Origin of the sequence: Salipiger bermudensis (assembly GCF_020171625.1) — a bacterium.
Classification (GTDB): Bacteria; Pseudomonadota; Alphaproteobacteria; order Rhodobacterales; family Rhodobacteraceae; genus Salipiger; species Salipiger bermudensis_B.
The window spans coordinates 17,318-30,712 of sequence record NZ_JAIUZY010000014.1 but is presented as its reverse complement, the minus strand read 5'-3'; the positions used below and the strand labels follow the sequence as shown (position 1 = coordinate 30,712).

General features: G+C 68.6%; 12 protein-coding genes. 6 read left to right on the top strand and 6 right to left on the bottom strand.

The annotated features are described in order from the left end of the window. Position 1: 1 nt before the first annotated feature. From LCM15_RS19390 to LCM15_RS19380, 3 genes are read right to left on the bottom strand one after another with little or no spacing between them, the layout of a single operon-like run. A complete protein-coding gene (locus LCM15_RS19390) occupies positions 2-2,365 on the bottom strand; it encodes a glycosyltransferase family 2 protein (protein ID WP_224859341.1) in 2,364 nt (787 codons plus the stop codon). Beyond that, positions 2,362-2,997: a sulfotransferase gene (locus LCM15_RS19385; protein WP_224859339.1), complete on the bottom strand. Its 636-nt coding sequence runs from the start codon at positions 2,995-2,997 to the stop codon at positions 2,362-2,364. The genes LCM15_RS19390 and LCM15_RS19385 overlap by 4 nt, the downstream gene beginning before the upstream one ends. Beyond that, on the bottom strand, positions 2,994-4,016 hold the full coding sequence (locus LCM15_RS19380; protein ID WP_224859337.1) for a glycosyltransferase family 2 protein: 1,023 nt from the start codon (positions 4,014-4,016) through the stop codon (positions 2,994-2,996). The genes LCM15_RS19385 and LCM15_RS19380 overlap by 4 nt, the downstream gene beginning before the upstream one ends. 237 nt (positions 4,017-4,253) lie before the next feature. Here LCM15_RS19380 and LCM15_RS19375 point away from each other — a divergent pair, with 237 nt between their 5' ends. Together LCM15_RS19375 and LCM15_RS19370 are read left to right on the top strand one after the other, a co-directional pair. Further along, positions 4,254-5,162, top strand: coding sequence for an AAA family ATPase (locus tag LCM15_RS19375; protein WP_224859336.1), 909 nt, complete (start codon positions 4,254-4,256; stop codon positions 5,160-5,162). 66 nt (positions 5,163-5,228) lie between these two features. Then, positions 5,229-5,945 (top strand): RlmE family RNA methyltransferase, encoded by a 717-nt coding sequence (locus tag LCM15_RS19370; protein ID WP_007800862.1) that lies wholly within the window; start codon positions 5,229-5,231, stop codon positions 5,943-5,945. Between the two features lie 3 nt (positions 5,946-5,948). Here the strand turns inward: LCM15_RS19370 and LCM15_RS19365 are convergent, their stop codons facing one another. Beyond that, positions 5,949-6,161 (bottom strand): hypothetical protein, encoded by a 213-nt coding sequence (locus LCM15_RS19365; protein WP_224859334.1) that lies wholly within the window; start codon positions 6,159-6,161, stop codon positions 5,949-5,951. Positions 6,162-6,319: 158 nt separating this feature from the next. Here LCM15_RS19365 and LCM15_RS19360 point away from each other — a divergent pair, with 158 nt between their 5' ends. The 3 genes from LCM15_RS19360 to LCM15_RS19350 all read left to right on the top strand — a co-directional run bounded on the left by LCM15_RS19360 (position 6,320) and on the right by LCM15_RS19350 (position 9,977). Beyond that, positions 6,320-6,793 (top strand): lipocalin family protein, encoded by a 474-nt coding sequence (locus LCM15_RS19360; protein WP_224859332.1) that lies wholly within the window; start codon positions 6,320-6,322, stop codon positions 6,791-6,793. A gap of 151 nt (positions 6,794-6,944) precedes the next feature. After that, positions 6,945-8,666, top strand: coding sequence for a CoA-binding protein (locus LCM15_RS19355; RefSeq protein ID WP_224859330.1), 1,722 nt, complete (start codon positions 6,945-6,947; stop codon positions 8,664-8,666). A 39-nt stretch (positions 8,667-8,705) separates the two neighbouring features. After that, entirely contained in the window at positions 8,706-9,977 is a 1,272-nt protein-coding gene (locus LCM15_RS19350; protein WP_224859495.1) for a glycerate kinase, read from the top strand. Between the two features lie 68 nt (positions 9,978-10,045). Here the strand turns inward: LCM15_RS19350 and LCM15_RS19345 are convergent, their stop codons facing one another. Continuing rightward, positions 10,046-10,654 (bottom strand): NTP transferase domain-containing protein, encoded by a 609-nt coding sequence (locus tag LCM15_RS19345; protein ID WP_224859328.1) that lies wholly within the window; start codon positions 10,652-10,654, stop codon positions 10,046-10,048. Positions 10,655-10,880: 226 nt separating this feature from the next. Between LCM15_RS19345 and LCM15_RS19340 the strand changes: the two genes are divergently transcribed. Then, positions 10,881-12,065, top strand: a complete 1,185-nt coding sequence (locus tag LCM15_RS19340; protein WP_224859326.1) for a sensor histidine kinase — start codon at positions 10,881-10,883, stop codon at positions 12,063-12,065. On the opposite strand, the gene LCM15_RS19335 is transcribed toward LCM15_RS19340, so the two are convergent. Further along, positions 12,022-13,356 carry an HlyC/CorC family transporter gene (locus tag LCM15_RS19335; protein ID WP_224859324.1) on the bottom strand — a complete coding sequence of 445 codons (1,335 nt, stop codon included), beginning with the start codon at positions 13,354-13,356 and terminating at the stop codon, positions 12,022-12,024. The two genes, LCM15_RS19340 and LCM15_RS19335, sit on opposite strands and share 44 nt — an antisense overlap. Between the last annotated feature and the right edge of the window lie 39 nt (positions 13,357-13,395).

Genomic DNA, 13,395 nt, shown 5'->3' with positions numbered 1-13,395 from the left:
CTCAGCTCTCCAGATCAAGGGCGAGAGCATAGGCCACCCGCTCGGTTTCGGTCAGGCGCAGGGCGAGAGCCTGCTGGTAGAGTTCTTCGAACTCCGGCGTCTTGTGCAACTCCTCGGCCTTGGCCTTGTGCCAAGCGACTCCGGCCACATGCAGGCGCCTGAGTTCGGGATCGGCGAGAAGCCGGTCAAACTCGGCTCGGAGGCGGGGCAGGTTGCGCTTGATGGTCAGGTCGCGCGCGCCGTCCCAGTCCATCCGGATCCAGTAGTTCAGCCCGATCGAGCGGTCCACATGCAGCGCCCGCCCGCGCTGGCGCTTGATCAGGAAGCTCTCGGCGCTGCGCAGGGCGTAGTGGTTGAGCTGCACCAGATCGTAGCCGATGGTCTTCTTGGAATTGCGCCATCCGTTGCGGAGCGCCTCGCAGGTCATGTCGGCGCCGGAACCGTTGACCCATTTCACCTTATCTTCGAAGCCCTCGGCCAGCTTGTTGGGGCGGTGGCACGAGATCTTGCCGTAGGCGCCGATGTTGCGGAACAGCGTCTTGAAGCCCCAGACCGTGTGCGGCTTGGGGCAGAATTTCGGGGCGCAGGTGTCGAACTGATCGATCACGAAGCGATCTTCGAGTCGGGTCACGCCATTGTGGCCGAAGAGCCGCCAGGTCATTGCGATGTTGCTGGCATCGGGCACGCGGTCGAACAGATCGCTCAGCGTGCCATTGCCGCAGCGGATGTTGACGAACTCGTCGACGTCGATATGCGCGATCCAGTCGGCATCTCGAAGCACCGGCTCCTTGAGCGAGCGGTCGAGCGCGTGCTGCTGCGGCGACTTGCCTCGCCACCCGTCATTGTCGCGATGCTCAAGCACGCCCATCGCCTGCAGCCTGTCGAGGATCTGCGCGGTGCCGTCCTCGCAACCGTTGCTGTAGATCAGGAACGTGTCGAACCCCACGGCGCGGTGATAGGCGACCCATTCGAGAATGTAGGGCGCCTCGTTCTTCATGCAGCCGACGATGACGTTGCCGGTGCCGCGCGCGGGGCTCTGGCGCGAGGCCGGGGCGTAGGGCGCGGCTGCGACCTCTTCGTCGACGCGCCCGAGGCGGTTGTGCGGACGGAAGGGCGAGCGCTGCAGCTTGGCCACGTTCTGCTTCGCGAGGTCGGGCAGGAAGCGCTCGGCCCAGGGCGAGAGCTTGGGCATCGCGGGCGTCGGTGCGGGCGCAGGTGTGGGCTTGGCAAGGGCGGCGATCGCGGGCGCCTTTTCGGCCTCCGCCTCCTTGCTGGCCTGCGCGATGCGCCAGCGGAAGGCCATGAGATACTGCGTCGCGCGGAAGCCGAGGGTCGGGTCCGCCTCCTGCCACGGCACGGCTTTGGGCGGGGGCGCAAGGTGAGCGGGATCGAGGCCGGGATGCGCGGCTGAGAGCGCTGCGAGGTCTTGCGCAAAGCGTTCGGAGACCGCGTGCAGGCTGCTCGGGTCGATGGGCGCGCCATGCACCTTGATCTCGCCCAGCATCTTGCGCCAGAGCGGCCGTGGCAGGATGGTCTCGCGCTTCGCCAGAAGGCGCAGGAGCACGTCGTTCATCTGGCGGCAGCGCGCCATCCATGCCGCAGAGGGCGACGCGGGCACCCGCTCGGGCGCGGCCTTGCCGATGGTCTCGGTAATGCCGAAGGCGGCGCGGATTTCCTCGGTGGCGGCCTCGGAATAGAGCAGAGACGGATCGAGCGAGCGAAAGCGCAGGCGGCCCGCACCGAACACCGCCTCCCACGCCTGTTGCAGACGCCTGAAATCCAGCCAGTGCACCGCGCCCTGAACCTCGGAAAAACGACCGGCCTGCGGATCCGGGGCGGGATGCGTGGCGCGGGCCGCCTCCCACCAGTTGTCTTCCGCCAGCAGCCCAAGCTCGAGATCGAGCGAACGGCTGCGCCCTTCGAACAGCTGCGCGGTGTAGCGGCTCACCAGCATTCTGGCCGGATCGTCGATATGGGCGACGATCTCGATGTCTTCCGATATCGGTTGAAGTATTTCTTTCAGATCGTTGATTTCATTATGGGATGAGAGCGTTGATCCAAACTGGTGCGCCGACAGGATCAGCGTGTCTGGGCGGGTCTGGGCGACCTCGTCGGCCAGCTGCTGCGCCACCTCAACGCGCAGGGCCGCCTGCGCCGCGGGGGTGATGAACCCCCGGTTGAAGCGCAGGGTGCCGACCGCCTCGGGCGCGTTCACCGCCATGAAGAGCCGCGTGTGGTTCTTGGCCCCAGGGGTGCGGGCATAAAGCACGCCCTTTGACCTCAGCTGGTCGCGCTTGGGGTGCAGCACCCGTTGCAGGCGGTCGGAGGTAGCGCCGTCGGGTCCGATATGCACGATGATCTTCACTCAGCATCCTCCCGGGGCATCGACCTGTTCTCGTTGGCTTTTCCCCACCATGGCAGCTCGATCCCCAGATGCGCCGAAAGCCGCTCGGGCGCGGTCGGATCGTCGATATCGTACTCGAGAAAGCGCGGGTCCTCGGCAAAGATCGCGCGCAGGAAGGCATAGTGCTGCGCCACCCATTGCGCGCGTTGCAGACGGGTCTCGCCATAGCCGCGCGGCAGGCCGGGGATGTTGCCTGACGGCAGGCGGTCGCTGCCAAGGTCCGACCAGCGCAGCATCGAGTGCGCGGTGGCCTCGGGATCGCGATACGAGGCCACGAAGCGCAGCTCGGGATGGCGCTCGCGCAGGCTCTGGATAAGTCCGAAATCCGTTTGCGGCCAGAGACATAGATCTCGATTTAACACCGATATCTCAGCCAGCGCATCGAAGGCCCCGAGCTTCTCCAGCGGATCGCCCGAGCCGTAATAGCCGTCATAGAGTTGCCGCGCGACGAAGCTGCCGGCGATGGTCTTGTCCGGGCAGGTCCGGCGGCGCAGCTTGAAATCCGCCACCCGCAGCCCGGCCTGTTCGAGCGCCAGGCCGAGCGTGGTCGTGCCGGTCTTGGGCAGGCCGAGATTGATCACCCGCACGCTCATGGCGCCATCCCCAGTTCGCGCATCAGCTCGAGCTCTCCCGGCGGCAGCGTCGGCAGGGCCTTAAGATGGGCGCGCATCTTGGCATAGGCGGGCTGCGCCATCAGGTCGTCGCGCTTGGCACGGTGGCGGCGTACCGCTTCCTCGTGCAGCGCTCCGAGCGGTCCGGCCTTCATCTCTTGCAAGGCCGCTTCCAGCGCCGGGAGGTGGCGCTGGATCGAGCGGTCCTCATAGGCCCGGTCGTTGCGCTCGCGCCAGTAGGTGTCATCGAAGGCGCGGCCCTCGCGGTTCACGTCGCCGCGGTCGGTCTTCACGAGGTAGCTGTCGAGCGAGCGCAGCGCGTAGTGGTTCAGCGTGGCATGGCGCCGGGCACCGGCAGCGGGGAACTTGCGGATGCGGCGCGTGTTGGCCGCGACGAGGAATTTCCGCGGCACCTCGCGGCCCGAGCCATCGGTCCAGCGCGGCGGTTCGGCGCCTTCGGTCACGCGATGAAAGGGCCGGTGTGCGCCGTAATAGTGCAGCGGGAAATCGTTTCGCACCAGTGTTTTGACCTCGATCGCGCTCTCGGCGCACCAGAGGTCGGGATTGTGCGAGCGGCTGAACTGCCCGATCACCGGGCGGTCCTCGAAGCGCTCGACGCCGTCATTGGCGAAGAACTGGAAGCTGACCGAGATCGCCTGCGGATCGCCGCAGGCGTCGACCAGCGCCGGGATGGTGTGGTCGCCCGCGTGGATGTTGAGGAACTCGTCCACATCCGCCACCCAGACCCAGTCCGCCTGCCTGACGACCGGCTGCTTCCGGGCGTGCTTCAGCGCCTCCATCTGGTAGTTGCGCCCGGTGGCCGGGTTGGGCAGGTGCACCACGCCCCAAGGCGCCAGCGCGTCGAGAAGCGCGTCGGTGCCGTCGCTGCAATCGTTGGAATAGATCAGGAAGTCGGTGACCCCGAGAAGGCGGTTGTAGGCCACCCATTCCAGCAGGAACGGGCCCTCGTTTTTCACGCATGTTACGGCGGTTATGCGCATCCCTGCGCCCCCGCGTGTCCGTCGCTCATGGGCCTGCCCGGTCCGAAATTGCCCGGAGGTATGCTCCCCCGTGGCCCTACCCCTCACCATGGGACAATCGCAGCTTGCCCCGCATCGGTCAACGCCGCCGGTGCCGGGCGGGCGGCGCTGTGAGCGTGGGGCGGCCCGCTTGCGACCTTAGGGGGATTGACCGCGTCCCTCGGGGCGGGCACTCCGGAAGGCAGGAGGAGGCCTCGCATGACCACACCCGCTACCATCGACGACGTGCAGACCCTGCTGTCTGAAACAGGCTATGTCTGCGGGCGGCCGCTCGCCACGGTCGTGTTCCTGTCGCTGAAACTCGGGCGACCTTTGTTTCTCGAGGGCGAGGCCGGCGTCGGCAAGACCGAGATCGCCAAGGCGCTGGCGGCGATGCTCGGGCGACGGCTGATCCGGCTGCAATGCTACGAGGGGCTGGATGCGGCCAGCGCGGTCTACGAGTGGAACTTCCCGGCGCAGATGATCGCCATCCGCACCGCCGAGGCGCAGGGCAACGCCGACCGCGAGGTGCTCCAGCGCGAGCTTTTCGGCCCCGACTACCTTGTCGAGCGGCCCCTCCTGCAGGCGATGCGGCCAGACGAGCACGGCGCTCCGGTGCTGCTGATCGACGAGCTCGACCGCACCGACGAGCCCTTCGAGGCTTTCCTGCTCGAGGCGCTGTCGGATTTCCAGGTGACGATCCCCGAGCTTGGCACCATCAAGGCGCCCGAACCGCCGATCGTCATCCTGACCTCGAACCGCACCCGCGAGGTGCATGATGCGCTCAAGCGGCGCTGCCTCTATCACTGGGTCGATTACCCGGACTTTGCCCGCGAGGTGGAGATCCTGCACGCCCGAGAGCCGGGCGTGGCCGAGCATCTCAGCCGCGAGATCGTTGCCTTCGTGCAGGCGCTGCGCACCGAGGACCTGTTCAAGAAGCCCGGCGTGGCCGAAACTATCGACTGGGCCAAGTGCCTGCTGGCGCTCGACGTGATCGATCTCAGTCCCGAGGTGATCTCGGACACGCTGGGGGCGATCCTGAAATATCAGGACGACATCGCGAAGATTCAGGGCTCCGAGGCGGCGCGGCTGCTCAAAGATGCGAAAGCGACGTTGGAACCGGGCTGAGAAACTTGCACAATGGCCGCAAGACGGGCATGTCGCCCCGGCATCTGAAGAAAGACGATACCGGCCATGGCAAAGAAGCCGACAGGAAAGAACACCTCGGGGCGCGGCCAGCGTGACCTGAAGGTCAAGGTGAAGTCGGCGCGCGGGCGCACGACCTCTTCGACGCGCTGGCTGCAGCGCCAGCTGAACGACCCTTACGTGAAGCGCGCCAAGGACGAGGGCTATCGCGGTCGCGCCGCGTTCAAGATCCTCGAGCTTGACGAGAAGTACCGCTTCCTCGTGCCGGGCGCTCGGGTGGTCGATCTTGGCTGCGCGCCGGGCGGCTGGTGTCAGGTCGCGGTGCCGCGGGTCAACGCGCTTGGAGAGCGGTCGGGCAAGGCGCAGGGCTTCGTGCTGGGGGTGGATCTGCAGGAAGTGCTGCCGATCCCGGGCGCCGAGATCCACCAGCTCGACTTCATGGAAGAGGGCGCCGACGACAAGGTCAAGGCGTGGCTCGGCGGCAAGGCCGACGTGGTGATGTCGGACATGGCGGCCTCGTCCTCGGGGCACAAGCAGACCGACCACCTGCGCATCATCTCGCTCTGCGAGGCGGCGGCGGAGCTGGCCTTCGACGTGCTGGAAGAGGGCGGCACCTTCGTCGCCAAGGTTTTGGCGGGGGGCGCAGAGCAGGGTCTGCAGGCGCTGCTCAAGAAGCGCTTCGACAAGGTGGCGAACGTGAAGCCGCCCGCGAGCCGGTCCGACTCGTCCGAGAAGTTCGTCGTCGCGACCGGCTTCAGGGGCTGAAGCTCAGCCCGGCGGGGACCGGAAGGACCATTCCGCGCGCCTCAGAAAGGCACGCGCGGCCCCGGGCGTGACCACGGGCTCCTTTTCGGCGCGCTTGGCGTCGGGCGGCGCGCACCACAGCACGCCGAGCTGTGGAGGCGGCGGCCAGCGCAGCCGGTTTGCGACGAAGCCAAGCCGTGCGGCGCGGGGCGCTTTGTTCGACAGGGTGCCGGGCATCGGATGCGAGACCTCCTTGCGACAAGGATGCGCGCCGGGCCTTACCGGTTCGCTAAGACCGCGCCGCGGAGCGGGGCGCGGGGATTGCGGCGAAGGCGCTTGTGCCCGGCCGCGCGGTGGCGCAGCTTGCGCGGATGAGCGCGTCTTGGAGAGATGTCATGCGAACGATCAAAGCGGCCGTTGGGGGCGCATTCCTGCTGGCCTGCCTCGGTCTGGCGGGCTGCGCGCCATCCCCGGAGCTGCCCCGCGCCGCGATCCCGCTGCGCAACCCGACGGCCCCGGTGGCCAGTCAGGCCAACGCCACTCTCGACCGGCTTCAGGGGCACTGGGTGGTGGTGCAGGGCGCAGGGCTGACCCCCGGCGCCGCGCTGACGTTCGTCGGCGACCGCGTGACGATCGACGGCGCAGCGCTGCCGGTGCGCGATCTCTCCGCCGGGCGCTTCAGCATTGCGGGGGACGAGCTGTGGGTGCACTGGCTCGATGCCGACGACCGTACCGCCGCCATCGGTGATCCGGGCGGTGCGCGGGTCTGGATCATGGACCGGACCGGCTCCCCGCGCGAGCGGCTCGACGCGGCGCGCGCGATCCTCGACTGGTACGGCTATGATCTCGGGCGCCTTGCCGGGGGCTGACCCCGCCGCTGCACGCTTGCGCTGAAATAGACCGCATCGCGCTTGTGATTTGCCGCCCTGCAGCGGAAAACGGTCGCAACCTCCTGCGCCTTCACGCAAAAATGCCTGAATGGTTCGGTGGACTGCATCCGTGGGGAGCTGCGACGACACGATGACGAGAGATTTCTCACGATTCCTGAGACCGAGATCGGTGGCGCTGATCGGGCCGGAGGCGTGGTGCGCCGACGTCATCGCGAAGCTGCGCGAGATGCGCTTTGTCTGGAGCATCTGGCCGGTGGTCCCGGGCGCCAAATTCGTAGCCGGCATCCGCGCCTATCCCGGGATCACGCAGCTGCCCGCGGGGCCGGATCTTGCCTTCATAGGACAGGACGGGGCGCAGGCGGTCGAGGCCGTGGCGGCGCTGTCGCGGCGCGATGCCGGCGGCGCGATCTGTCAGGGCGAGGCGATCCCGGCCGATCTCGGGCGGGCCGCGGGCGACATGCCGCTGCTCGGGCCGGGCTGCCGGGGCGTGATCAACGCGCTCGAGCGCGCGCCGGTCTGGGACGGCGCGCACGGCCTGCGCCACGTCAAGCGCGGCGTCGCGATCATCGCGCGCAATGCCAGCCTCGCACAGAGCCTGTCGCAGGAGCGCCGCGGCCTGCCCATCGCGGTGCTCGCGGTGGCCGAGCCGGGTCGGGCGCAGACCGGTCTGGCGTTGCTGGGCGAGGCCTTGCTGCGTGACGAACGGATCTCCGCCCTCGGCATCCAGGCCGAGGACCTCGGCGATCCGCAGGCGCTCATCGACATGGCGCAGACCGCCGAGACGCTGGGAAAGTCGGTCGTCATCCTGCGCAGCGGGCACGAGACCGGCGCGCGGGCGCTGTTCGAGCGGGCCGGCATGGAGCAGGTCAGCAGCCCGGCCACGCTTCTCGAGACGCTGAAGATCCTGCACGTCACCGGGGCATTGCCGGCCAACATGTTCGCGGCGCTGTGCTGCAGCGGCGGCACGGGCGGGCGGCTGCGCGATCTGGCGCAGGCCGAGGGGCTGGACCTTCCGGCCTTCTCGGATGCGCAGCGTGAGGCGCTGGCGCGCGATCTCGGCCCGGGGGGCGCGCTGGAAAACCCGCTCGATTGCAGCAGCGCGGTGCAGCGCTCGGTGCCGCGCCTGACCCGCATCATGTCGGAGGCGATGACCGGCCGCGCGGTGCTCACCCTGTTGGTGGTCGACGAGGCCCTGCAGGGTGTCGGCGGCGATGCCGCGTGGGAGCGGATCGCCGAGGCCGCCGCCGCGGCGCGGGCGCGGGTCGGAATGCCGCTTGCGCTGCTCACCACCGGGCCGGAGGTCTGGCCCGAGGAGCGCGCCGGGGCGCTGCTCGGCACCCGGCTGATCCCGCTTTGCGGTCTGCCCGAGGCGCTCGAGGCGCTTGCCGCCTGCGTGGCGCTCGGCGGCCCTCTGCGGCGCCCGGCGCCTCTGTTCCTGCCGCTGCCCGATGCCGGTGTCGGCACGCGCATCCCGGATCAGGCCGAGGCGCTCGGGATGCTCGCGGCAGAGGGCCTTGCCGTCGGCCCGGCGCAGACGCCGGCGGCGGAGGAAGACGCGGTGCGGTTGCATCTCTCGGCCCAGCCCGCCTATGGCTACGTCCTGAGCCTTCGCCGGGGCAGCGCGGAGGCTACGGGCCTGCTGCCGCTGCGCGCGGGAGAAGCGCAGCGCCTGCTTGAGGCCCTGGGCTGTGCCGCCCCCGAGATCGAGGCAGTTGTCCCGGCGCTGGTCTCGGTGCAGGATTACGTCATTGCGCAAGGCGGGAGGGTGGCCGAGCTCGAGCTCGCGTTCTGTCCCGGCGCGCACGGAGAGGCGCTGGCCAGCGGGTTGAAGATCCGCGCTGCGAGCGCCTGAAGGCCGACAGGCAAGGGGCAGGCGAGGGGCACGAGAGTGATGCAGGACGAACGGGCGTTTCTGACCGGACTGTTCGAGGCCGCGGTTGCCGCCGCCGATCCCGAGCTGGCGCTGCGCGCAGCCCTGCCGGAGAAGCCCAAGGGGCGCACGGTCGTCATCGGGCTCGGCAAGGGGGCGGCGCAGCTCGCCGCCGCCTTCGAGCGGCTCTGGGGCGAGCCGGTCGAGGGCGTGGTGGTGACCCGATACGGCTACGCCGCGCCCTGCCAGCACGTGCGCGTGATGGAAGCCGCGCATCCGGTGCCCGATGCCGCCGGGCTCGAGGCCAGTGCTGCGCTGTTCGAGGCGGTCTCGGGGCTCGGCCCCGACGACCTTGTCGTGGCGCTGGTCTGCGGCGGTGGCTCGGCGCTGCTGCCCGCCCCGCCGGAGGGTCTCACGCTGGAAGACGAGCAGGCGCTGAACCGCGCGCTTCTGGGCTCGGGCGCGCCGATCGGGGTGATGAACGCGATCCGCAAACATGCCAGCCGGATCAAGGGCGGGCGCCTCGCCGCAGCCTGCGCGCCGGCAAAGGTGGTGAGCCTGATTGTGTCGGACGTGCCCGGCGACGACCCGGCGCAGGTGGCCTCGGGGCCGACGGTGCCGGACCGGGTCGATGCGGCGGCGGCGCTGGCGATGATCGAGGCGTGGAACATCGCGCTGCCCGAGCCGATCCTTGCGCATATCCGCAGCGCGGCCTCCGCCGCGCCGATGCCCGACGATCCCTGTTTCGCGGCCAACGAGGTGCATGTGGTGGCCTCGGCGCGCCTGTCGCTCGAAGCAGCGGCGCGCAAGGCCGAGGAGGCCGGGGTCTCCGCCGCGATCCTGTCGGACTCGGTAGAGGGCGAGGCGCGCGACGTGGGCTATGTGCACGCCGCCATAGCCCGCGAGATCGCCACGCGCGGCCGACCGTTCGCGCCGCCGGTGGTGCTGCTCTCGGGCGGCGAGACCACGGTGACCCTGCGCGGTGACGGCGGGCGCGGCGGGCGCAACACCGAGTTCCTGCTGGCCTTCGTCCACGCCATTGACGGGCAGGGCGGCATTCATGCGCTGGCCGCCGATACCGACGGCATCGATGGCACCGAAGACAATGCCGGCGCATTCGCCGATGGGACCACCGCGGGTGTGCTGCGCGATAGCGGCGAGGACGCGATGACGCTGCTGTCGCGCAACGATGCGTGGGGCGCGTTCGATCGTGCGGGAGAGCTTTTCGTGCCGGGGCCGACGGGCACGAACGTCAACGATTTCCGGGCGATCCTGGTGACGGCGCAGGGCTGAAGGGCCGGGGCGGTTACAAGACGCGCGGGTCGCCGGTCCGGCCCGTGGGCCAGCGCTGTCTGAGGTGCCTATTCAGCGGCCTGCTGCGCCGCCTCCCACTCCTGCCAGGCCTCCGGCGTGTCGAGGTCGATCAGGGCGCGGGCACCGGGCAGGGGAAAGTCGCGGACCCGGTGGATATTCGCCTTCAGCACCGCTTTGGCCCCGAAATCCCCGCTCAGCGCCTGCAGCGCCGGGAAACAGTCCGACGGGAACAGCACCGGGTGGCCCGGCGTGCCGTCCTCGGCGGTGGCGCGCTGGATCGTGGCGTGCGGCACCGCGCGGAACGCCGCGATCAGTCGAGACATGTCGGAGGCGGTGATCTCGGGCATGTCGGCGGGCAGGATCATCACGCCCTCGAGCGCGCCCGGCAGCAGGCTGACCGCGCGGCGCAGCGAAGAGGACATGCCAAGCGCGGCATCGGGGACCTCGACGACCTGAACGGGCAAACCACGCAGCGCCTCGGACCGCGGATGGTCATGGGCCGGCAGGGCGACCGCGACGTGGTCGCCGGCCTCGAGCGCCGCAAGCGCCTGACGGCGCAGCAACGGCACGCCACCGACCTGCATCAGAAGCTTGTCGGACCCGCGCATCCGGCGGCTGGCGCCAGCGGCGGGAATCAAGATCGCGATTCCTCCCATGCGCGCCTTATACCGGATGTTGCGTGTTAGCGCTGCGCTTTTTGCTGAAGGTTTCATGCGGACCGGCGAGAAGGGAGGAGCAGGCTCCGGACTGCCGGGGCCAATGCTGTCGTGAGCACGCCCGGTCGACCGGCATGGGGCCACCTGATTCGACGAACCGGTGTTGACGCGACACTCTAATGCAATAATTTGTCCCGCCGGGGTCAAGCAGTGGAACAGAACGCGTATGGTGTTGGCGTCCAAAAACGCAGACGAGGAAGAGCGCGTCGCGGAGCTTGAAAGCTACGGGGTTCTCGACAGTGCCAACGATCCGGCCTTCGACGAGGTGGTGGACCTTCTGGCGACGATGCTCGACATGCCGGTGGCGCTGATCAGTCTGGTCGACAGTGACCGTCAGTGGTTCCGCGCGCGCCACGGCTTCGCGCCGACCGAGACTCCGCTCGAGCAGTCGATCTGCTCACATGCCATCCTCGGTGACGACATTCTCGAGATCGAGGACACGCTCGCCGACGAGCGCACCGCAGACAACCCGCTGTGCTGCGGCGTGCTGGCAGAGATGCGCTACTACGCCGGCGCGCCGCTCATCACCAGAAATGGCCATAACATCGGCTCGCTCTGCGTGCTCGACACCAGGCCGCGCAAGCTCACGCCTGAGCAGCGCCAGTTGCTGAGCGTGATGGCGCGGCAGGTGATGCGCCAGCTCGATCTTCAGCGGGCGCTGAAGAACAAGGAGATACTGCGCGAGGAGATCGACCACCGGGTCAAGAACTCGCTGCAGACCGTCGCCTCGACCGTGCGGCTCTACCGCTCGCGCATCACCAATGAAGAGGCGCGGGAGGCGCTTGATGCGATCGGTCGCCGCGTCGATGCCATCGCGCAGCTGCACGCGGAGCTGAACCTCACCTCCAAGATGCACCACGTGCGTCTCGACAGCTATCTCGAGCGGGTGGCGCAGCTTCTGCAGCGCAATGCGATGACCGGCACGAAGGTCGAGATCGAGGGAGCGAGCCGCATCGAGGTCGACTCCCGCGTCGCGGCGGCGCTTGGCGTCATCGCCAATGAATTCTCGGCCAACGCCGCCAAATACGCCGAGCCGGAGACGGGCGGGGAGATCCTTATCCAGTTCCGCCTCGAGCGCACCGGCTCCAACCGGATGCGGCTGATCTGCCGCGACAATGGACGGATGCGCGGCGCCGAGCGCGAGACCGACACACTCTCATCGGCCTCGCTCGGGGCGCGGCTGATGGAAGCGGCGGCGACCCAGATCGGCGGTACGCTGAGCGAGGGGCGCGTCGACGGCGGCTTCGAGCTGTGCGCCGACCTGCCCATCGACATGCGCCGGAGCGAGAGCGATCGGGTGGGCCGGATCAGCCGGAAACGGGCGCGAGGGGCCGCACGCGCAGCCGAGTGACACGGTTGTGCTCGCGCTCCATGACCTCGAAACGGAAGCCGTGGAAGGTGAACCGCTGGCCGACCGTGGGGATCATCTGGGCCTCGTGAATGACCAGACCCGCGATGGTGTTTGCCTCGTCATCGGGCAGTGACCAGTCGGTCGCCCGGTTGAGGTCGCGGATCGTCATCGCGCCGTCGAGCCAGAACCAGCCATCGTCGCCCGCCTTCACCTGATGCTCGGCATCGGGGTCGTGCTCGTCGGTGATCTCGCCCACGATCTCTTCGAGGATGTCCTCGAGCGTCAGCAGACCCTCGAGCGAGCCGTATTCGTCGACCACCAGCGCAAAGTGGGTGTGCTTGCGCAGGAAGTTGCGCATCTGGTCGGCGAGCGTGGTGGTGTCGGGCACGAAGTAGGGCTTCATCATCACCTCGGTGATGTTGAATTCCTCCAGCGCCTCGGCGGCGCGGTCGCCGGCATTGGCGATGGTCTCGTACATGGCGCGCATCAGGTCCTTGGCGTGGGCCACGCCGATGATGTTCTCGGGGTCGTCGCGATAGACCGGAAGACGGGTGTAATTGCTTTCGAGGCACTGCTTGAGGATCTCGCGCGGGCTGCTCGAGGCGTCGATCATCTCGATGTTCGAGCGGTGCAGCATGATCTCTTCGACGGTGCGTTCGGCAAGATCGAGCGCACCGAGGATGCGGTCGCGATCTTCCTTTTCCACCACGCCCTCGGAGTGGCCGAGCTGCAGCGCGCCGGCGATTTCCTCGCGCACGGCAAGGATCTGGCTGTCGGGATCGGTCTGCACGCCGACGACGCGCAGCAGCAGCCGAACGATGGCGCGGATGGCGCCCACGATCGGCGAGAACACCAGGATGATCAGCGAGATCGGCCGCGCGACCTTCGACGCGGCGCTCTCGGGGTTGGTGATGGCATAGGTCTTGGGCAGCACCTCGGCGAAGATCAGCACGAGCAGCGTCATCACCAGCGTTGCCATCGCCACGCCGCTGTCGCCGAAGACGCCGGTGAACACCGTGGTGGCCAGTGAGGTGGCGAGGATGTTGACGAGGTTGTTGCCCAGCAGCACCGAGCCGATCAGGCGCTCGTTGTCCTCGGTGATCTTGAGCGCGGTATCGGCGCCCTTGGAGCCGCGATCCTGCGCCGCGCGCAGCTTGCCTCGCGAGGCAGCGGTCAGCGCCGTCTCGGAGCCCGAGAAGAAGGCCGACATCAGGATCAGCAGGGCGATGGCCCCGGCGGTGATCCAGAGGGTGAGATCGGTGCCGGAAGCGGCGGCGGTGGTGGCGTCCATTGGGGGCGTCTCTTGTTGAGTCTGTCCGGTGGTCCGGGA

Excerpts from the sequence above, each read along its gene's own strand:
- LCM15_RS19385 (WP_224859339.1), bottom strand. The coding sequence starts at position 2,997 with ATGAGCGTGCGGGTGATCAATCTCGGCCTGCCCAAGACCGGCACGACC.
- LCM15_RS19380 (WP_224859337.1), bottom strand. The coding sequence starts at position 4,016 with ATGCGCATAACCGCCGTAACATGCGTGAAAAACGAGGGCCCGTTCCTG.
- LCM15_RS19375 (WP_224859336.1), top strand. The coding sequence starts at position 4,254 with ATGACCACACCCGCTACCATCGACGACGTGCAGACCCTGCTGTCTGAA.
- LCM15_RS19370 (WP_007800862.1), top strand. The coding sequence starts at position 5,229 with ATGGCAAAGAAGCCGACAGGAAAGAACACCTCGGGGCGCGGCCAGCGT.
- LCM15_RS19365 (WP_224859334.1), bottom strand. The coding sequence starts at position 6,161 with ATGCCCGGCACCCTGTCGAACAAAGCGCCCCGCGCCGCACGGCTTGGC.
- LCM15_RS19360 (WP_224859332.1), top strand. The coding sequence starts at position 6,320 with ATGCGAACGATCAAAGCGGCCGTTGGGGGCGCATTCCTGCTGGCCTGC.
- LCM15_RS19355 (WP_224859330.1), top strand. The coding sequence starts at position 6,945 with ATGACGAGAGATTTCTCACGATTCCTGAGACCGAGATCGGTGGCGCTG.
- LCM15_RS19350 (WP_224859495.1), top strand. The coding sequence starts at position 8,706 with ATGCAGGACGAACGGGCGTTTCTGACCGGACTGTTCGAGGCCGCGGTT.
- LCM15_RS19345 (WP_224859328.1), bottom strand. The coding sequence starts at position 10,654 with ATGGGAGGAATCGCGATCTTGATTCCCGCCGCTGGCGCCAGCCGCCGG.
- LCM15_RS19340 (WP_224859326.1), top strand. The coding sequence starts at position 10,881 with ATGGTGTTGGCGTCCAAAAACGCAGACGAGGAAGAGCGCGTCGCGGAG.
- LCM15_RS19335 (WP_224859324.1), bottom strand. The coding sequence starts at position 13,356 with ATGGACGCCACCACCGCCGCCGCTTCCGGCACCGATCTCACCCTCTGG.